The sequence below is a fragment of the Roseibium sp. genome (genome assembly GCF_051016195.1).
GTDB lineage: Bacteria > Pseudomonadota > Alphaproteobacteria > Rhizobiales > Stappiaceae > Roseibium.
In genome coordinates this window covers 5,174,421-5,194,464 of record NZ_CP134616.1, presented here as the reverse complement: position 1 = coordinate 5,194,464, position 20,044 = coordinate 5,174,421, and the positions used below count along the sequence as shown (strand labels likewise).

Below are 20,044 nucleotides of genomic sequence, written 5' to 3'. Positions count from 1 at the left end.
TCGGTGCAAAACCTTCCGCTAGGTCAGAGTTCCCGCGTCCTTTTGCGACGCGCAGGTGGCAGTGCGTCATGCCACGCCGCGCTCGAACAGTTTTCCGGCCATGACGCCCATGCGTGTTTCCACCGCTTCAAGAGCATCAAGAATCAGGTCTTCGCGGAAGCGCTTGCCTGCAATTTGCACCGCGACCGGCATTCCCTCGTGCATGCTGGGCGACACGATGCCTGCAGGATAACCCATGTAGTTCATGGCGAATGACCAGATACCGCACCCGAGCACTTCCATGATGCCGTCTTTGCCTTCTGCATCCCTGTTCCAGGCATAGGTCGGAGACGGCAGAAACGGGCTCAAGACGAGGGGATAGCGCTCAAACAGGAGATTCCATTGGCGAATGAAATGAGAGCGTCTTGCCATCTGGTGCAGCAGATCGTCGCCCTTGAAGGGCGGAAACAAGTCGAAATACTCGTCGAACATCCGGTTGATTTCGGGACTGCCGTGCCGCCTTACGTCATTCAACATCAGCACATTTACCTCGCCCATCAAGGCCCGGTAGCCTGTCTCGCCGATTTCGCTGATATCTGGAGGCTCGATCTCGACGACCTCGTAGCCGGCCTCAATGAGGCAGTCGCGCGCCGTATCTAGAGCCTTTACAATCGCAGGGTGGATCTCGAACTGATAGGTGTTTCTGGTGAAGCCGACTTTTGTGGGCCGCTCCGGAGCTGGCCCCTCGAAAGGAACGGGAACCTGCCAGGGATCGTGCGGGTCGTAGGTGATGGCGGATTTCATGGCAAGCCGCACATCGCGCACTTCCCGGCAGATGACACCTTGCACCGACATGAGTTGCGCAAGCATGCCGCGCTCGGCCGTCTGCGAAGGGTTCCATGCCGGTGTTCGGCCAAGCCCCGGCTTGACGGTGACCGCGCCCGTCGCAGCGGCCGGGAACCGCAATGAGCCGCCGATATCATTCCCGTGCGCGATCGGCCCCATGCCACTCATGATGGCGGCCGAGGCACCTCCGGACGATCCGCCGGGCGACGCCCACTCATTCCAGGGGTTGGAGGTGCGTCCGTGCAGTTCGTTGGTTGTCGTTGCGCGAAAAGAGAACTCCGGTGTGTTCGTGCGGCCGATGACAATCGCACCGGCATTGGTCAGGTTTTTCACAAACGGCGCGTCATCCGGCGCGACAATATCGGCAAACGCCTTTACGCCATTTGTGGTCGATCTGCCCTTTTGGTCCACATTGACCTTGATGGTCACCGGCACCCCATGGAGGGGGCCAACAGGTCCGGATCTGCTTTGAAGGGCGTCGAGACTGCGTGCGGTTTCAATGGCCTCATCACCCAGGTCATCGACAATGGCATTCAGGCCCGGGTTGATGGCACGCATATGCTCCACGGTGCCCGCCACAACCGCTTCGGCCGTCGTTTCGCGTTGCGCGATTTTTTGTGCAAGTTCACTGGCACTCAACTGCCAGACTGGTTTTTCCGCCATGTATCAGGGCTCCCGCATGCAGCCGGATTGCGCAATGAGTGTCTCTACAAAGCAGAGATGCAACAACTTGGTACTAGAGCAGGTGGTTCTGGACAACACCGTAGAATTGCTGTCCGGGAAACACAGGAAGGAGACCATTCGTTCTTGTGGTCCGGATAGGCCATTGGATGCAAGGCAAGTATGCTTGCCCCTCCCGGCGCTGCGTTTTCGTGGGACAACATTCGTCTGAAATCGTGTGTCGGCTGCGTCGCCCGGCTTCGCGCGCCTTTGATATGACCTGGCTCATAGCCTTCGCTGATGTCAGCTCACATAACCGAATGCCCGCGGCAGCCAGAGTACAAGCCCGGGAAACAGGATCAGAGCGGCCAGCGCTGCCAGCAAAACGCCCAGAAACGGCCAGATCTCTCTGATGATCTCGTTGAGCGGAATACGCGTGACGGCATTGATGACGAACAAAAGAATGCCGTAGGGCGGGGTGATCAGACCGATCATGCAGTTCACGACCGCCACCACGCCAAAATGCACCAGATCGATACCAAGTTCGCGGCATGTCGGTATGAAAAGCGGAATGATCACGAGAATGATTGTCGTGGCATCGAGAACGCATCCCAATAGCAACAGCAGAATATTGACCATCACCAGGAAGGCAAGAGGATGGACGTCGAGACCCACCAGCTGCGCCGCCAGTATCGTCGGAATGTTTTCCGACGCGACCACATAGTTCAGGATCAGCGCACCGCCGATCACGATACCGACGGCAGCAGATGAACGGGCACTTTCAACCAAGATCCCGTAAAGAGCGCGCAGTGACAGGGCGCGATAGAACAGGCCGGCAAGAATGAGCGCATAAAAGGCGGCAACTGCGGCAGCTTCTGTTGGGGTCGTAACGCCTCCGTAGATTCCATAAAGGAGGATCGCCGGCATAAGAAGGGCTGGGAAGGCATTCACGGTCAGCCGCGGCAGTTCAACAAGGGGAACCGGGGTCTCCAGTGCAAAATTCCGGCGATGCGACAGCCAGATGTTGAGCCCCATCAGGACGGCTCCCATCAGGAGGCCCGGAATGATCCCCCCCAGGAACAGATATCCGATAGACGTGTTGGAGACGAGTGCATAGAGCACCATCGGGATCGAGGGGGGGATGATTGGCCCGATGGTGGCCGAAGCAGCGGTTATCGCAGCCGCATAGCCGCGCGTGTAGTGACCGCTCTTGGTCATCATCTCGATGATGATCTTGCCGATCCCGGCAGCATCGGCCACGGCGGATCCAGACATGCCGGAAAAGATCAGCGACGCGACGATATTGACGTGACCGAGACCGCCCCGGAAACGGCCGACAAGAGCAACGCAAAACTGCAGAAGCCGATCGCTGATCGTCCCCGCATTCATGATGTTCGCGGCAACGATGAACAGGGGAACGGCCAGAAGCACAAAGCTGGAATAGAGCCCGTCCATGAGCACTTTTCCCGCAAGACCGATGTCTTGTCCGGCGGCAAACAGATAGACGAGCGAGGAAACCAGGATGGCATAGGCAATTGGTGCGCCCATGCCTGCCAGCAGAAACAGCGTTCCGAGGCACAGCAGAAACTGAAAGCTCATTCGCTCAGCCTCTCGCCATCTGGGTCGGGCGTATCCGGCACGCCGTATCGGAAGGCCTGCCAGACGATCCAGAAGTAGCGTGCGGAGACAGCGAAGAGAAACAGCATGTAGACCACATAAAGGTCGCGCATTCTCACCCAGTCGCCGAACAGCGAGGACAGCGTCGCGGTTTTCTTGAGCCGCAGGATATAGAATTTGGCCCAGGTGGGTTCAATTGAAACGGCAAGGCCGACGGCAATGCAAAGGCCGAAGACAATCACGAATATACGGCGCATCTTCCGGCTGACCCGGCTGTACAGAATATCGAAACGCACGTGGTCGCTTTCACGAACCACAAAGGCATTGCCCCAGAATACCAGCCACAGCCACAGGACGAGACAAAGCTCGAGGGTCCAGCCAAATCGCGTTGGTTCCAGAAAGGGAAGATATTCCGGCAGCCATTCCAGGCGCGCCGAGTACCGGATGAAGATCTGAAGGACGAAGGTCAGGAACATGGCTGCCATCATGGTGGCCGCGACGGCCTGGGCGGCGTGTTTCAGACCTGCTGTAATCTGTTTCATGTGTGCCGTTCATCAATTCGGGCAAGGGCGGACCGCCACCCTTGCCCTGCTTGGGTCAGTTGCCCAGTGCGTTGATCTTGTCCAGGACACCGTCGGGCCAGGAGGCGGCAAATTCCGAACCGACATATTGTGACTGAACGTGTTCGCGGAAGGCTTTCAGGTCGGGCTCGTAAATCGCCAGGCCCTGTTCTTCCAGGAACGACACCAGATCAGCTTCCTTCTGCAATTGTGCCTTGCGGCCACTTTCCGCAGCCGCTTCTGCAGCGGCTTGCACCTTCGCCTGCTGTTCAGGGGTCAGCGCATCCCAGACGGCTTTCGAGAACGCCACATAGTTCAAGTCGACCAGGTGCGACGTCAGGGCGATCTGATTGGTGACTTCGAAGAATTTTGCATCCACCACGGTGGGCAGCGGGTTGTCCTGTCCGTCAACCGAACCTGTCTGCAACGCGGTATAGACTTCCGTGAAAGCCATCGGGGTCGGGTTCGCACCCAGAGCTTTGCCGAGGAACTGCCAGGCGTCGGTGCCAGGCATGCGCAGGTTCACGCCGGCGAGATCCGCCGGGGTCGTGACCGTCAGCTCATCCTTCGATTGCCGCAGGTTTACATGACGTCGGCCCAGATACATGACGGCGAGAAGTTTTATGCCGAGTTCGTCTTCCACCTTCTGCTTGAACGGGTCCATCAGCGGATCGTTGAAGACACGCACCTGGTGATCGGCATCCTGGTGCACGTAACCGGTCGCAAAAATCGAGAACTCGGGGAAATACTGCGCCAGCTCCTGGGCGGAGGCGATCGACATTTCCAGATCGCCCGAAGCGATGGCCTCAAGCTCCGAGTTCTGCTTGATCAGCGACGCGTTGTAGTGCGGTTCGTAGGTCGCAAACTCTGCAACCTCCGGCGCAAACACTTCGGCCAAGGCCACCGAACGCTGGTCGGTTTCAGATGCCGGCGTCGACATGCGCAGCGTGACCTTGTCGTCAGCAACCGCGGTCGCCGTAATCGCTGCAGCCGCCAGTGCGGCCAAGCCACCAAGAATAAAAGAAGACTTCATTACACTTCCTCCTCTGTGATTGCGGTTTTCCGCATTTATCGTCAGACCCCGAGGGCCCGGCGTTTTGCGCTGTCCACGTGGGCATGCACAGCTTCAACCGTTTTCTCCACGTCGCGCGCTTCAAGCGCGTCGATGATCACCAGGTGTTCGCTCATGACGGACACCACCAGTTCCGGCAACATCCTTGTTTCTGAGTTTCTGATCAGACGGATCTTGATCGCGTTCACCCTGTGAATGTCGGAAATGATCCGATTGCCGAGAGAATCGATCACGTGATCATGGAAGGCCCAGTCCATATGCTGCGCGCGCGACAGCAATTCCGGTGTCACGCCACGCTCGGCTTCGCTCAATGTCTTGCGATGCTCGCTGGCAAGACGCGCGATATCGGTATCGGGCGCGCTCCTGCAAAAGGAGGCGAATGCCTCGCTTTCGATGATCCTGCGCAACTGGAACGCATTTCGGATCAGTTCGAGATCGATACTGAGCACCTGTAGCCCACGCTTGGGGACCGTGCGGATCAAACCATCTGCCTCGAGCCGCGGGATCATCTCGCGTATTGCGCCCAACGGCATTCCCGTGAGTTCGACGAGCTCCCGCTGAGAGACGATCTGCCCGGGCTGAATGTCACGCGAAAGAAGCTTTTCGGTGAAACTGGAGTAGGCGTCATCGCGGAGGCGTCGTTCCGACCTGTTCATGCGGCCATGCCCCTTCCTTCGAGTGCCAGGATTTCGGACTTCTGTTCCGCCGTCAGGCCAAGCAGCGGCGGGCGCAGGTTTTCCCAGGCGGGGGCCCCCAACGCGTCGGCGAGCAACACTTTGAGAGTCGGGATCACGGGCAGGCCCACAATCCTGTCAACGGTTCGCGTAAGCATGGGGTCTTCGGTGGAAGAAGTGAGGACATTGCAAAGCCTTTCGGGATAAAGATTGGCGACGCCGGTGATCGACCCGACACACCCCAGCGGGACAGCCTTGTGCAGCAGGCGCTCGTCACCGATCAGAACCGGCAAGACTTTCCCTTCCAGTAGCCGGACTGCGTTGGGCCAGTCCCCCGAACTGTCCTTGATGGCAACGATCCGTTCGGGATGGAATTCCTTGAGGCGCGAGGCAAGAGAGGGTGAGACGCCGACGCCCGTGACCTGGGGAATGTTGTACAAAATGATGCCGGCTTTTGGGCTGCTCAAGGCCATGAGTGCGGCAAACCACAAAAACACCCCTTCGTCCCCGGCATCGCTGAAATAGAAGGGCGGCGGGACCAGGAAGCGCGTGATACCGGCCCGCATGCCTTCGTCAATTTGGGCCGCAGCATCGGCAGCTGCCGAACCGTAAGCACCCAGAACGATCCGCTCGGGCGACAAACCGCATTCGAGCAGGGCACTGATTCCGGCCTGTCGCTCGCCGGCGGCGATCGAAGCGCCTTCGCCCGTGGTGCCGAACAAGGTCACGCCGGAAACACCCCGCTCAACCATCGATGCGGCGTGACCCGCGAGCCGGTCCCCGTCGATCGAACCGTCCGCTGCAAACGGGGTCAGAAGAGCGGTCAGAATGCCAAATTGTGCCATCGGTTCCCCTGGATTGAAGAATTCCATGATACATGACATTTTAATAATGTACAGTGTAACATGTTACGCGCAAATGTTGGAGTGCCGTCATGCCGACCGTCATCTGTGCCGGGTTGATAACGCTGGATGCGATTTATGATCTGACCGCCTTTCCGCAGGAAGGCAGCAAGGTCAGGGCGAACGCCGCCCGGCTTCTGCCCGGCGGGGGCGCGTTGCTCGCGGCAACGACGATTGCACGATTGGGAGGGACAGCACGGCTAGCCGGGGCTGTTGGAGACGACCTGTTCGGTGAGTACCTTCGCAAGCAAATCGTGTTGCGTGGGATTGATGGCGCCCTCGTTCGGACGCTCCCGGGTGAGGCGACTGCTCATTCCGCGATCTTCATGACGGGCGCGGGCGAGCGTACCATTGTCAACCAGAGATCGGATCGTCTGCTCGACATGGGAATGACGGCCGGCGTTCCCGAATTCGATGTTGTTTTGGCCGACACGAGGTGCCGCAATCTGGCAAAAGGACTGTTTGAAGCGGCACGGCAGCAAGGCAAACCAGCGGTTCTGGACGCCGAAGCCCCATTGCCACGGGATCTTCTGCCGTCCGCCAGCCATCTCGCGTTTTCCGAACAGGGACTGGCTGATTGTGATGGCAAGTCGCTGGCCGAGATCGCGGCACAGAACCAGTGCTGGGCTTGCGTGACGCGTGGAGCGGCGGAAGTGCAAGTTCACGACGGAAGCAGATTTGCCCCGCCGCTAGTTACGTCACTGGACACGCTGGGAGCCGGGGATGTCTGGCACGGTGCATTCGCGTTCGCTTTGGCCGACGGAACCGGGGAAGGGGACGCGGTCAGGTTTGCAAATTCTGCTGCGGCGCTGTTTGTGTCCCGGCGCGCAGAGGAGCGGTTTCCGACCCTGAAAGAGGTCGGGCAATCGCTTGAGCACTGACGTGATGCCGGTCAAGAGGCGCGTCACCGGCACCCGGCCGGAACCGGAGACAATTCCGGTTCCGGCCATCTGACACGCCGCAAGCCGTTCGATGCTACTGGTTTGGAAAATAGTCTTCGCAGCTGCCTTCCCGGTAAACATCGGCGGTACAACAATGCAAACCTCCGCCGAAGGCGTAGGCGTCGCGCAACTCGACTTCGACGACTTCCATGCCAAGCTTGTCCATCTGTTCAGCCTGGTACACTTCCGACTTTTCGACACAGACCGTCTTGGGATCGAGAACAAGCACATTCATCGACAGCCAGACGCTCGAGTAGCAGAGCGGTGGCGGCGCATTGTGGGCCGGCTGCGCGGCATCCAAGATTTCCCAGCCGTTGGCCTCGAACAATCCGCGCTGCTCCGACGGCAACCGCCTTTGCGGGTTGTTCAGGATCAATCCCGGTCGCAACGGTGTAAAGGTCGCATCGATATGAATGGGGTAGGGGTCTCCGGGGAAATTCACGGTATGGACGCGATGGTTGGGAAAGTGCCGGCGCAGCCACTCGATGCCTTTCAGGTTGGTCGTGAAACCGTGCTGCACCACAAGGTCCCTGCCAAATCGGAGGACGTCCGCGGCATCGAACAGCGGTTCTTCTTCCGTGGTGACAAAGAACTTCTCCGCCGCCCATTGCAAACGCTTTTCAACGCCGATCCTCTCCGAGAGGTAGTCCGGATGATAATCGGCATCGGTGAGCCGGGGCTTGGGCGCGGCTTCATGCCGGAAATTCGGGTCCTCGTCCCAATACCGTTGCAGCAGGGGACGGTAATTCAAGTACTCGAACCAGCGGCAACGATAGGACATCGTCGCTTCGAGTATTTCCGAGCCGACGGTGAGCAGAACATCGCGTGGCGGCATGCACCCGAACTGGCTGTCGGTATGAAAATCGGGCGTTGTGGCCGGCTGTGAATGATCGATGGGTGTCGGCCGGTCGACCCGAATTCCGCGCGCTTCCAGTTGGCCGGCAAAGCGGTCCAGCAACTCATTGGCGCGATCAATCGTTTCTTGCGGGCGACGTCCCCATTGGCCGCGCATGTCGCTGTCTTCCGGAACTTTTGCATCCAGTGCCGGTTCCTCCGGCGGAATATGGCAGTCATCGGCACGTCCGACGATGACATGTTTCAAAGGATCCCATTCGTTCCAGCTACTTACGACCGTTTTGTTCATTCTTTCCTCCGCCCTGCAAGGGTCGCAGAAGATAGGAGTTTTCTCTCTCTACGACAAGGCATGTTGAGGCGGGAAAAGGAGCCGTTTCTGCCGCGGCCGGATTGGTCTGAAATCAGCTGTTGCCTGCCGCTTCCAGGCGAAGCACGGTCTGGTTCTTTGGTGGATTTTGGAATGGATGAAGTGAATTCCCGTTTCCGGGCAAACGCTCAGAAGACCGCATGTGCACCCCGGTCATCGGGAACGTTGGACGCGGCCAGTTGGCGATAGTGATCGGCCAGGGTGTCGGAGCCGAATTCAGGCGTGGACGCCGCATCGTAGGCTTTGACGCGATCATCCCAGAGCAGCATGGATTCACTCGCGTAATAATGTCCGATGCGTGCGAGTTCCGCTTTCTCGCGGGCACTTTCGGACAGCCGGCCGCACACCGACAGGCCGCTTGCGATGACAGACAGCATGGCGATCGGAACGTGCCGGAATTTCGGCGGATGATCGAGGGCCTCGAACAACATCGTGCCCTGGTTCAACGGCGTGATTGCAGGGCCCGGGCCCCCGACGGGAAGGATCTTGTTCTGACACTCCGGGGCGTCGAGGCATCGGACGAGGAACCGAGCCAGGTCCGCATCGCTGATAGGCTTGCACGCGGTCATCTGCCCGTTGCCGAAGACCAGGAATGGTTTTCCGCTCCGGACCCGGTTGAATTGGCCGGAAAGGGATTTGAAAAACGCGGTCGGACGCACGATCGACCAGGTTATGGACGCTTGCTGCAATTCGGCTTCAAAGGCCAGCTTTGCAAACTGGAAGGCAAGCCTTGGTTTCTGGACGCAAATCGCTGACAGATGGACAAAGCGTGGCACGCCTGCATTCACGGCCGCTGTCAGAAGACGGCTGTTGAGCGCGTGATCCACGTGCCAGGCATCATCCGGAACGCCGGTCCGCGAGGTGAGGCAGGACATGACTGCATCGCATTTATGTGCCTTTAGCAAAGCCGATAATTCATCTTGCGAGAAGGTGCAGGGAACCGTGCCGTCGAGCCCGGACACGTCTGACCCCGGGCGGACCGGTGCAACGATCTTATAGCCGGATTGGTGCAGCGCCTTGTAAGCTGCCCGGCCGATTGTACCCGTAGCACCGCAAAGGAGCACTTTGCCTCCGCGAGCACTTGATACTGACGATGCTTTGTCGCTTTGCATTTCGAGATGTCTCGGCAATTTCAGACCGGTTCTCCCGGTCCGGCTTTGCCCAATCATGCACAGATTCGCGAATATTGCTCATGCGGTCGGCAAACCGGCGCGCCCGGACCCGGAGCCTTCGATCATGAAACGGGCGTCATCGGATCTAATCCGAGCTTTCGCCGTCAAATGCATGTTCGGTTGCGCTGCTCGCTTTTTTAAGCTTTTGCCGTCAAGCTGTCGGCTCACTATTGGAGAGGGAAGCTATGCTGGGCGTCGTTTTCACCGAGTTTATGGAGATGGTTGAAGACAAGTTTTCCTTCGACGTCGCCGATGAGATCATGGAACTCTCAGGGGTGGGCAGCGAAACCGGCTTCACCGCTGTGCAGGACTACGATCACAATGACATGGTCAAACTTGTCGCCGCACTTCACAAGGTGACCGGCATCGATATCGACACCCTGATCGTCGTTTTCGGAGAGCACCTGTTTGGCCGCTTTACCGTTACTCACTCGCACTTCTTTGAGAACACCGAAAGCAGCCTGGATTTCCTGGAGAAGATCGAGGAATACATTCATGTCGAGGTGAAGAAACTCTACCCGAATGCAGAATTGCCGACGTTTCTGTGTGACCGCGTGGATGAAGACAAGCTGATCATGAACTACAGCTCCAAGCGTCCGTTTGGTGATCTCGCACATGGCCTCATTCAAGGGTGCGGGGCGCATTTCAAGGAAAACCTGACGATCGAAAGGACGGATGAGAACGGCCCGATGAAGGTTCAGTTCGTCATCAGCCGGAATGCCTGATGACCGAGAACCTTGAAGCATCCAAATGGATCCGGCGGTTTGAGCGGGAAAGAGCGGCCCGCAAGGAAGCCGAGCGGCTTCTTGAGCGCAAGAGCAGTGAGCTTTACGAGATCAACCAGACGCTCAAGGCAACGCTCGCGCAACTGGAGCGGCAGGTTCAGGAGCGAACGGCGGAATTACAGTCTGCAATGCAGGATGCCGTATCCGCGAATGAAGCGAAGTCGCAGTTCCTGGCAAATATCAGCCACGAAATCCGGACACCGATGAACGGTGTTATCGGCATGATTTCGCTGTTGCAGGGAACCGGCTTATCGCCCGAGCAGCAGCGTTACGCCGACGCAGTGCTGTCCTCGGGCGAGGCGCTCCTCACAATCATCAATGACATCCTGGACCTTTCAAAGCTCGAGGCCGGCCGCATTGACCTGGCCGAAGATATTTTCAACCTGCGAAGGGCGATCGACGGCGTTATCGAAATCCTGACGCCTGTCGCGTTTGCCAGCAACACGGAACTTGCTTGCCACATAGCGCCGGCGGTGCCCTTCAATGTCGTCGGGGATCCAGGCCGGTTCCGGCAGATCCTCATGAACCTGATCGGGAACGCGATCAAGTTCACTACAAAAGGGGCTGTCGTTCTCCGGGTTTTTCCGGCAACGTCTTCGCAGGGGCTGCGCTTCGAAGTCGAAGACACCGGCATCGGGATCGAAGCCGGCCGGATTTCAAAGCTGTTCGACAAATTCTTCCAGGTTGATCAAAGCAATTCCCGGCGTCATGGCGGAACCGGCCTCGGCCTTGCGATTTCCAGGCAATTGGTCGAGTTGATGGGAGGCCGGATCGGGGTTGAGAGCCAACTCGGTATCGGCAGCTGCTTCTGGTTCGAAATAGCGTTCGGTCCCGTCCACCCGGATCCTGAGACGCAGGAAGTGACAACACAGCCACCCCGCGGCCGCACGATTTGTTTCAGTGCGCTTGATCTTGTTGGCAAAGTCTATGGCGAGACACTGCAAGACCTCGGTTTTGAGGTTGATTACGCGCATACGGACGAAGAGGTCCGAAAGTTTCAGGCCGCGCATGGCTGTGAAGCAGTCCTGATCAGTGCCGTGAACCGTACGCAACTGGATGCCCTTCTCTCAACGGAACCGAGCGGCACCGTGCCGATCCTGCTGGCGACGACAAGGGATGTCGGATCTTTGAACGCGGCTCCGAATCTCGTCGTGCTCCCAAAACCCATTGCGCATGACAGCGTTGCAAGGGCTTTGCTCACGGACCAATCAGCAGCTCAGCGCGAAACCGACTGCGGAACTGTTTCCGACACTGGCGATCCCGCCGGACGTGTTTCCGGGGAACGGCGGCTCAGGGTTCTTATCGTGGAAGACATCGTCACCAATCAGCTTGTGCTGACAGGCTACCTGAACACCTTGGGTCATGAGGCTGACATTGCAGCCGATGGCCGGAACGCGCTGGCAGCCGTTCAGGAAACCGACTATGACCTCGTCTTCATGGACATGCAGATGCCTGACATGGACGGATTGGAGGCCACACGGGAGATACGCAAATTGCCGGGTGCAGCCGCGAAGGTGCCGATTGTCGCAATGACGGCCAACGCGATGGCGCAGGATAAGGAAAACTGCCTGCAGGCCGGGATGGACGGGTTTTTGTCGAAACCGGTTCGTATTGATCAGATCCGCACAGCCCTGGCAGAGTTCACGTCAGCCGCAGGCGGCGCGCTTTGAGCCGGCAACGGCCTCGCCAAAGCGTCACCGGGCCGGGGAACGGCTCGGATCATTCCACGTCATGCGAGCGCGAAACGGAAAGTCCGGTGATCGCAAACCACCGGACGAGTACGCAATCCGCACGGGTGTTGCCCCGTCAGGCCAGCGAGAACTGTTTCGGACGAACACTCCTTGCGACCCCGAGCACAATCAGGAGCAGGAGGACGGGCAGGAGCGCCAAAGGGCTTCCCGCTGCTATGAGTGCAGTGCCGGCAGCGCAAGAAATGGAGGCGGCTGCCTCTGCCAGCGTCGACGCCTTCGAAGCAACCTGCCGTCGCCGGAAAGTGGTGCGTTTGGCTTGCGCCCGAAACCAGAGCTGAACCAGGATTGCGCTTGCTGCCGCGACCATAGCACCGGCGAAGGTAACCACGGCACCCCATACCGAGACAAACGCGAGTGCGAGCGTAAGCGGCAGCACGATCCCAGCGACGAGCGTGAGCACGGACAGGACCTTGGCCCACAGGCGCGTAAAGGCGGAGATGGGCGCGGTCGCGATCAGATCGGGCGCATCTTCGCCGGATATCGTCAGCCAGGCGAGGCCGCCCGCAAGCTGCCCGACCGCCATGACAATGACAGGCGCGATGATCACGGAAATTTCGGTGTTCTGGCCAAAGCTGACCCAGAGCATGACCGCCGGCGGAACAAGATAGAGAACCTGCATCAGGGTCTGGGAAACAAGCCAGGGATCGCGCGCGATCAGCTTGAGTTCCTTGTGAACGAGCGCACCGAGCGGAGAGAAGCCGCGAAACGCGCGTTCGGCGACACTCCTGCGCGGGGTCTTTTCCGTGACACCAAGTGCCGAAACGACAATGCGCCGAAACTGCACTGCTCCGAGCCAGGCTCCAGACGCAAAAAACACAAGGGATGCGCCGAACAACAGGAGCACGGCACCGGGCTCTCCGTAAACCGCGTACGCGGGGAACCATAATGGAGAGCCAGCAGCGGGCGCATGCTGCGCCAGGAAGGTTGCGTCAAAGAGCGTGAAGCGGGACATTGACCCGAAGGAAAGGATGGCAACAACCTGCATTCCGATCAGAAAGGCCGCGCCGACCACCGCTGCCAGGATCTGCGCGGTAAGGCGCGTACGCTGCGCGCCGATCGTTCGGAACAGGGCAAGCGTACTCAACACGCCTGTTCCGGTTGCAGTCAGCGACACGGCCAGCAGAACCACATACCCCGCAAGCCAGCGCTCTCCGTCAAGCGCTACAGCAACGTTCAGGAAGGGAGAAATAACCAGCGCGGACATCACCCAGCTTGTCAAAGCCATCATGACGATGCGCACCAGAAACAGGTCGCGGGAGGGCGCAGGTGACGAAAGGATCAGGTCGAGGTCGTCCCGGGCATAGAACGCGCGCGTTACCGACTCCATTGCCTGCGACAGCATCATGGTGAAGCTGAGCAGGACCGTGACCGAGAGCATTGCCAGCGCGGTCTGATCGAGCACGAAGCCGGTAGCGAATTGGCGGGAAAGAACGGCATACGCGATCAGATGCATGATTGCGTAGAACAGGCTCATGCCGATGAGTGCACGCCGCAAGCTCGTATTGCGCCAGCCTGAAAACATCCAGGACCAGTCGCGCCAGGCGAGCCGCAATTCATGCCGTGAGAAACGCATCAGGGCGGAAGGTGTCGTCAAAGCACTCATGCAACTTTTTCGTCAAGGAAGCCTGTTTTGCCTGCGTTCGCACCGCCGTCGAAAGAGCCGCCCACGATCTCAAGGAAAATATCTTCAAGGGAGTTTCCGTCGGCGCTTGCCCTTTCGCGCAACTCCTCCAATGTTCCTTCCGCGACGAGCTGCCCTTGTGCGATGATCCCGATCCGGTCGGCCATGCGTTCCGCCACTTCGAGGATATGCGTCGTCATTATGATCGACACACCCTGCGCAACGAGCCCGGTCAGCACCTTCTTCACCTGCCGCGCAGACCCTGCATCAAGCCCTGTGAGCGGCTCATCGAGGATGATCAGGCGCGGTTCATGGATCAACGCGCCGGCAAGCGCCACCTTCTGACGCATCCCCTTTGAGAAACCGCCACAGCGTTCGTTGCAATGAGGGGCAAGCCCGAAGGACTCAAGAAGAGTGTCGGCCATGAAACGCGCGAGATCCGCTTCCATGCTCCATAGGCCGGCCACGAATTCAAGATATTCCAGAGGAGTCAGCTTGTCGTAGACCATCGGTTCGTCCGGGACCCAGGCCAGGACTTGCTTGGCGGCAATCGGATCCGAAAAAGCGTCGACACCGCAGATCTTGACGGAGCCCGCATCGGCTTCCAGCAATCCCGCGACCATCCGCAGCGTCGTTGTCTTGCCTGCGCCGTTCGGACCCAGCAGCGCATAGAATTCGCCGCCATTCACCGTCAGCGAGAGATCGTTGACTGCAGGCTCGCTGAAGCGCTTGTGAAGATTGAAAATCTCGAGGGCGGCGGTGCTGGAGGACGGCATCTGTCTCTCGTCTGTGGGCGGTTTCGGCCAGTTTACCGGAGGGACCTTTCACGAGGGTAAAACCCGGCCCTTCGTCGCGAGGCGCGGACAAGGTGCACGAACTCTGCACAGCATAACGTGTCGAAACCGGCGAGCGCCTTTGCGGCTTGTTTCAACGCCGGCCACTGGGTATCTGTCTCATGCTGTCAAACCGCAAACAAAGGCCGGACCGTGACCGATTTGCTTCTTGGAACTGATCTTGGCACGACCTCTGTGAAGGCCGGCGTGTTTGCTCGCGACGGAACTCAGCTTGCCAGGTTTGCCGAGAACTATCCGACAACACGTCCTGCGCCGGGCATGTGTGAACAGGACCCAGCAGACTGGATACGGCTCATTGACGCCGCGATGAACCAATTCCGTGCTGCCGGTCTCGTCACTTCGGTTCGATGCGGTGCATTGACCAGCCAGGTCAATACCCACGTGTTCGTGGATCGAACCGGGAGACCGCTTCGGCCGGCCATCCTCTGGCAGGACACGCGGGCAATGCCCGAAGCGCGTGAGTTGAATGCTCGCATCACGGATGCTGAAAAGATCGCGCTCCTCGGCGCGCCGATACCGATCGATGCCTCTCATCTTCTGGCCCGGATGCTCTGGGTTCAGCGCAATGAACCCGAAATCTGGGAAAAAACGGCTTATGTCCTTTTGCCGAAAGACTATGCGCTTCTTCATCTGACAGGCGAACTCGCGACGGACGCTCTGTCAAACATCGGGCTCGTCGGACTGGACGGAAACTACGTGAGCGCGATTCTCGGCCTCGTCCCGGGTGCCATGGAACGCATAGCCCCGCTTCAGTCGATGACGTCGCTCGTTGGCGCCAGCCGGGACGGTCCACCTTTCGCCGTGGCCACGATGGATGGCTGGGTCGGTCTGGCCGGGGCTGGGGCATGCCGGGAAAATGCATTCGCCTATCTCAGTGGCACCAGCGAAATACTGGGACTGTCCAGTCACACCGTTACACATGAGCCCGGTGTCGTGGTCTTTGCCGAAGCTCAGGGCCAGCGGCTCCATGCAGGGCCGACGCAGTCAGGCGGAGCGTCGCAACAATGGTTCTGCGATGTCGCAGGGATCGCAATTCCCGTCATGGCCAAACTGGTTGAAGACAACCCCTTGTCTCGAGCGCCGCTGTTTTTGCCGCAGTTGGCCGGAGAACGCGCGCCGGTCTGGAATGCCGACCTGCGAGGCGCGTTTCTGGGGCTGGAAGCTGGAATGCAGACAGCCGAATTTGCACGTGCGGTCTATGAGGGTGTCGCCTTGTCAGCGCGCCATGTTCTCGGTGCACTGGAAGCCTCTGGAGATTTGCGGGCCACCCATCTGACCTGCGCGGGAGGCGGGTTCAGGTCCGACGTCTGGGGCCAGATCCGCAGTGATGTGCTTGGCCGCCCACTGCAGCGCCTTGCCCTCGCCGAAGCGGGCGTTGTCGGCGCTGCCTGCATCGCCGCCGTTGCTTCGGGCTTGAGCGAAACACTGGCGCAGGCACATGTGCCGTTCTCGGAAAGCGACAGGGAATGGGAGCCCGATCCGAACCGGCGCGCTTTCTACGACGATCTGTTTGAAATCTATCTCGAGGCTCTGAAAACAACGGAAGGTCTCGGCAAACGTCTGGCTGCGCTGCGTCCTTGAGACTTTCTGCGTCTTTGACATTCCCCGGAAGCGTTCCGTCAGATCTCCAACGTCCTTCATTTTGTACAGCCGATCGAAAATGGGTACCGTGCTGAGGCAGCCGGGTAACCGTGCGTGGAAGCCGGTACATTCTCCAGTTCGGTTCTCCAGGTTACCTTAGTTCATACGATGCGCTGAAAGTGAGTGCCCTCCATGACCAAACGCCCTGAAGATCTTCGCTCGGCCCGCTGGTTCGCCCCTGATGATCTGCGATCCATGGGCCACCGGTCGCGCGCAATGCAGATGGGTCTCGACGGTGCGGACTGGCAGGGCAAGCCGGTAATAGCAATGATCAACACGTGGTCGGATCTCTCGCCATGTCATCACCACCTTCGCGATCGCACGGACTTTGTCAGGAAAGGTGTCTACCAGTCCGGCGGCATGCCGGTCGAAATGCCCGTGCATTCCTTCTCCGAACAGTTCCTGAAGCCGACATCGATGCTCTATCGCAACATGGGAGCCATGGAGGTGGAGGAAACGCTCAGGTCTCATCCGATTGACGGCGTCGTGCTGATGGGCGGCTGCGACAAGTCCACGCCCGCATTGATCATGGGGGCACTCAGCATGGGGCTTCCGTTCCTGTTCATGCCCGCCGGAGCAATGCTTCGCGGGAACTATGCCGGCCGCAAGCTGGGCTCGGGCACGGATGTCTGGAAATACTGGGATGAGCGGCGCGCAGGCACCATCGGCAAGGAGGAATGGGACGGGGTACAGGGCGGCATTGCCCGCAGCTACGGCACCTGTATGACCATGGGCACGGCCTCGACAATGATGTCGATTGCCGAGGCTTTCGGCCTGACCCTTCCGGGGGCTTCCTCCATCCCGGCACCGGACGCCGCGCACAAACGCATGGCTGCCGCCTGCGGACGCCGCATTGTCGACATGGTCTGGGAGGACCTGACGCCCGACAGGATCGTGACCGGCGCCTCCACGGCAAACGCGACGGCAGTTGCCATGGCAACAGGCTGCTCCACGAATGCCATTATTCACCTGATCGCCATGGCGCGGCGTGCGGGGGTGAAATGGGGCCTCGACGATCTGGACCGCATCGGTCACGAGGTTCCGGTTATCGCCAATATCCGGCCGTCCGGCACCGAGTATCTCATGGAGGATTTCTATTATGCCGGCGGTCTGCCCGCCCTGATGAGGGAAATGAGCGAAAAGCTGGACCTGTCGGCACTGACAGTGAACGGAAAGACACTGGGAGAGAACATCGCGGCTGCAGAAAACCACAATTGCGATGTTATCCGGCCGCTCACCAACCCGGTCTATCACGAGGGTTCGCTTGCCGTCTTGCGCGGCAACCTGGCGCCCGACGGGGCTGTCATCAAGCCGGCTGCCTGTGATCCGAGATTTCACCGGCACAAAGGTCCGGCAATTGTCGCTGACAGCTATCCCGAGCTGAAGCAGATCATCAATGACCCGGACTACCCGATGTCTCCGGATCACGTTCTGGTCCTGCGCAACGCGGGACCGCAGGGCGGTCCGGGAATGCCGGAATGGGGCATGATCCCGATGCCGCAGGCACTCCTCAAGGACGGGCACCGTGACATGGTGCGCCTTTCCGATGCCAGGATGTCCGGAACGTCCTACGGGGCCTGCATTTTGCACGTCGCACCCGAAGCGTTCATTGGCGGCCCCCTGGCCTTGATCGAAACAGGAGACATTATCGAGCTGGACGTGCCGAACAGAACCCTCCGTGTCGATCTTGAAGACGAGGTCCTGGCGGCGCGCAAGGCCAAGTGGTCGCCGCCGGAGCCCCGCTATGAACGCGGCTACGGCCACATGTACTCCAGACATGTCGAACAGGCCGACAAGGGCTGCGACTTCGATTTCCTTCGAACCGATTTCGGAAAGCCAGTCGCGGAGCCGGACATATTTTGAGGGTTAGGTGATGGACCCATAAATGAGACTGAAATGGCATGCGAAATGGCGAAATTCCGTTAGGAAGGGTGTGCGGAGCGGGCTTCCTGCCCGGTCAAGCACGCTGACGCCACGGGGTGATGCCATTTCAATGTCCTTCGGATTTGACCGGCTTGCTTTTCCTCGGCGTTGCGAAAGGCTTGAAAATGAGCCACATTTCCTGCGCTTCCGCGCCTTGACGAGAAGCAAGCCGCCTCAAACCATTTCGACCTCATTTATGAGTTCATCACCTAGAGCCTGCGTTTTGTGACACCAGCGGCTCAGATATGCTCTTGAGGAGGGATGGAAACTCGAAAGCTCCAGGGTACGGACCCATAAATGAATCCGATTTGGCGGCAGAAATGGCAAAATCTTGAGAGGAAGCTTTTGCAGAGCGGGCTTTTTGCCCAGTCAAGCGCGGTGACGCTGCGAGGTGCAGCCATTTTGCCGTCCTTCGGATTTGGCCGAATCGGCCATCTGCCACGTGGCGAAAGGCTAGAAATGAACCACATTTCCTGCGCTTTTTCTTCTCGCAGCTGGTCAAAATGATCCAAACCAAATCGGCTTCATTTATGAGTCCGTACCCTAGAACACTCTCGGTCTGGACGTTTCCAGATCGCGGCGTTGGCCAGCCCCGTAGCCAAAGTCGTAAAGCGCCTGCATGTAGGTCTTGTCGAAGGGTTCAGTGCTCTCTTCGTCAAACTCGATCGGTATGGAAACGAAGCGAAGTTCGGCCCCGGTGCGGTTTGCGAAAAGCTTCAACCGCTGGACATCGGCTTTTGTGCTGTATTTCAGCAGCGTGGAAAACGCACGGCCTGCCAGAGGAATGGTCCTGACTTTGACAGGTTTGTATTCCGGGAGGTATTTCCCATTGGTCAAAATGAAGATCCGGCCCTTCCGCTTCGGTTTGTCGTTGAAGACTGTCAGATTTAGCGGAGCGAGGAACAGGTTTGTCGTCGTAGCTCCGTCAACATGCAACTCGCTGTAGGTTTGACCGTCTGCGACCACATCAATTTGAACCGGGGGAAAAGCGCCGGGAATCGATGCCGAGGCCAGCACGACCTTGCGGAAGAGCTCGAGGGATTGGACGGTGCCGATTTCTGCGATTTGGCCCATGTCCCAGATAACCGGACGTTGCGCTTCGATATTGGTCGTGATCAGTGCGAGGCGCCGCCCACGCCGATGTTCTCTTGCGACCTCTGCCAGAAATTCCGGTGTTATGAATTCCGCAATGAGGTTTGCAAGCGGTGCGCTGTCGGTGACAGCCGTGCCGCTTAGCAGACCTGCGATGTAGTTCGGCTTGATGATGTCGCGCGTGCTGTGCGTGGTGTAGAAGAGTTCCAGGTCAGCGTCGTATTCCGGTCCGAGAAATGCGAGCGGAGCAATCAGTGCACCCGTGCTGACACCCGTCACGATTTCAAACTGCGGACGGTCTCCGCGCCTTGTCCAGCCATTCAGATAGCCCGCACCGAAGGCTCCGTTTTGCCCGCCACCGGACAAGACCAGAATATTGGCATCTCCGCTGGCGAGTCCCGAAGCCAAGATCTGCTTCTCGCGTGTCTTCAGTGTTGCGGAGTATCCGGGAGAAAACGCGTCCGCCCACGTTCTTGCCGTTTCAAAGTTCAGGACCTGTGCCTCTTCGACGAGGTCTTCTGGAAGCGGCTGATGGGTTATTCCGTTTCCGGCACAAGACGCTACGCCCAAAGAAATCGCCGCCAACAAGCAAAAGCGTTTGATTGCACTCACGAATTGAACTCGCCCTTAGATATGAAACGCCAGAATCCTATCACGTTGAAAATTGGGCGTCGTCGGCTGCCGGTGTATTCGATCGGCTTGACTGCAGTTTAATTGCCGCTATTAGCGTTT

The 20,044-nt window shown here is 58.8% G+C and carries 16 protein-coding genes; 5 read left to right on the top strand and 11 right to left on the bottom strand.

What is annotated here, in order from left to right; genetic code table 11:
- Nucleotides 1-66 precede the first annotated feature (66 nt).
- The 6 genes from RDA78_RS23635 to RDA78_RS23610 all read right to left on the bottom strand — a co-directional run bounded on the left by RDA78_RS23635 (nt 67) and on the right by RDA78_RS23610 (nt 6,253).
- Entirely contained in the window at nt 67-1,488 is a 1,422-nt protein-coding gene (locus RDA78_RS23635) for an amidase family protein (RefSeq protein WP_434052217.1), read from the bottom strand.
- Nucleotides 1,489-1,788: 300 nt separating this feature from the next.
- Nucleotides 1,789-3,084: a TRAP transporter large permease gene (locus tag RDA78_RS23630; RefSeq protein ID WP_434052216.1), complete on the bottom strand. Its 1,296-nt coding sequence runs from the start codon at nt 3,082-3,084 to the stop codon at nt 1,789-1,791.
- Nucleotides 3,081-3,644 carry a TRAP transporter small permease subunit gene (locus RDA78_RS23625; protein WP_434052215.1) on the bottom strand — a complete coding sequence of 188 codons (564 nt, stop codon included), beginning with the start codon at nt 3,642-3,644 and terminating at the stop codon, nt 3,081-3,083. The genes RDA78_RS23630 and RDA78_RS23625 overlap by 4 nt, the downstream gene beginning before the upstream one ends.
- A 55-nt stretch (nt 3,645-3,699) precedes the next feature.
- The gene (gene dctP / locus RDA78_RS23620) at nt 3,700-4,695 is read right to left on the bottom strand and encodes a TRAP transporter substrate-binding protein DctP (RefSeq protein WP_434052214.1); all 996 of its coding nucleotides are present in this window, start codon (nt 4,693-4,695) and stop codon (nt 3,700-3,702) included.
- 41 nt (nt 4,696-4,736) lie between these two features.
- Nucleotides 4,737-5,390: a GntR family transcriptional regulator gene (locus tag RDA78_RS23615; RefSeq protein ID WP_434052213.1), complete on the bottom strand. Its 654-nt coding sequence runs from the start codon at nt 5,388-5,390 to the stop codon at nt 4,737-4,739.
- Nucleotides 5,387-6,253, bottom strand: a complete 867-nt coding sequence (locus RDA78_RS23610) for a dihydrodipicolinate synthase family protein (RefSeq protein WP_434052212.1) — start codon at nt 6,251-6,253, stop codon at nt 5,387-5,389. The genes RDA78_RS23615 and RDA78_RS23610 overlap by 4 nt, the downstream gene beginning before the upstream one ends.
- A gap of 89 nt (nt 6,254-6,342) precedes the next feature.
- Between RDA78_RS23610 and RDA78_RS23605 the strand changes: the two genes are divergently transcribed.
- A complete protein-coding gene (locus tag RDA78_RS23605; protein WP_434052211.1) occupies nt 6,343-7,191 on the top strand; it encodes a PfkB family carbohydrate kinase in 849 nt (282 codons plus the stop codon).
- 94 nt (nt 7,192-7,285) lie between these two features.
- Here RDA78_RS23605 and RDA78_RS23600 read toward each other — a convergent pair whose 3' ends face one another.
- Both RDA78_RS23600 and RDA78_RS23595 read right to left on the bottom strand, forming a co-directional pair.
- Nucleotides 7,286-8,395, bottom strand: coding sequence for a serine/threonine protein kinase (locus RDA78_RS23600; protein ID WP_434052210.1), 1,110 nt, complete (start codon nt 8,393-8,395; stop codon nt 7,286-7,288).
- 206 nt (nt 8,396-8,601) lie between these two features.
- Complete coding sequence (locus tag RDA78_RS23595) at nt 8,602-9,585, bottom strand: NAD(P)H-binding protein (RefSeq protein WP_434052209.1); 984 nt, start codon at nt 9,583-9,585, stop codon at nt 8,602-8,604.
- Between the two features lie 245 nt (nt 9,586-9,830).
- Between RDA78_RS23595 and RDA78_RS23590 the strand changes: the two genes are divergently transcribed.
- Both RDA78_RS23590 and RDA78_RS23585 read left to right on the top strand, forming a co-directional pair.
- Nucleotides 9,831-10,370 (top strand): heme NO-binding domain-containing protein, encoded by a 540-nt coding sequence (locus RDA78_RS23590; protein WP_434052208.1) that lies wholly within the window; start codon nt 9,831-9,833, stop codon nt 10,368-10,370.
- Nucleotides 10,370-12,100: a response regulator gene (locus RDA78_RS23585; protein ID WP_434052207.1), complete on the top strand. Its 1,731-nt coding sequence runs from the start codon at nt 10,370-10,372 to the stop codon at nt 12,098-12,100. The genes RDA78_RS23590 and RDA78_RS23585 overlap by 1 nt, the downstream gene beginning before the upstream one ends.
- A gap of 136 nt (nt 12,101-12,236) precedes the next feature.
- On the opposite strand, the gene RDA78_RS23580 is transcribed toward RDA78_RS23585, so the two are convergent.
- Together RDA78_RS23580 and RDA78_RS23575 are read right to left on the bottom strand one after the other, a co-directional pair.
- A complete protein-coding gene (locus RDA78_RS23580) occupies nt 12,237-13,784 on the bottom strand; it encodes a permease (RefSeq protein ID WP_434052206.1) in 1,548 nt (515 codons plus the stop codon).
- Nucleotides 13,781-14,578 carry an ABC transporter ATP-binding protein gene (locus tag RDA78_RS23575; protein WP_434052205.1) on the bottom strand — a complete coding sequence of 266 codons (798 nt, stop codon included), beginning with the start codon at nt 14,576-14,578 and terminating at the stop codon, nt 13,781-13,783. The genes RDA78_RS23580 and RDA78_RS23575 overlap by 4 nt, the downstream gene beginning before the upstream one ends.
- Before the next feature lie 210 nt (nt 14,579-14,788).
- On the opposite strand from RDA78_RS23575, the gene RDA78_RS23570 reads away from it, so the two are divergent.
- Both RDA78_RS23570 and araD read left to right on the top strand, forming a co-directional pair.
- Complete coding sequence (locus RDA78_RS23570; protein ID WP_434052204.1) at nt 14,789-16,237, top strand: xylulokinase; 1,449 nt, start codon at nt 14,789-14,791, stop codon at nt 16,235-16,237.
- A 192-nt stretch (nt 16,238-16,429) separates the two neighbouring features.
- Nucleotides 16,430-18,160: an L-arabinonate dehydratase gene (araD, locus tag RDA78_RS23565; RefSeq protein WP_434052203.1), complete on the top strand. Its 1,731-nt coding sequence runs from the start codon at nt 16,430-16,432 to the stop codon at nt 18,158-18,160.
- Nucleotides 18,161-18,763: 603 nt separating this feature from the next.
- Here the strand turns inward: araD and RDA78_RS23560 are convergent.
- Nucleotides 18,764-19,882 carry a patatin-like phospholipase family protein gene (locus tag RDA78_RS23560; RefSeq protein WP_434052202.1) on the bottom strand — a complete coding sequence of 373 codons (1,119 nt, stop codon included), beginning with the start codon at nt 19,880-19,882 and terminating at the stop codon, nt 18,764-18,766.
- Between the last annotated feature and the right edge of the window lie 162 nt (nt 19,883-20,044).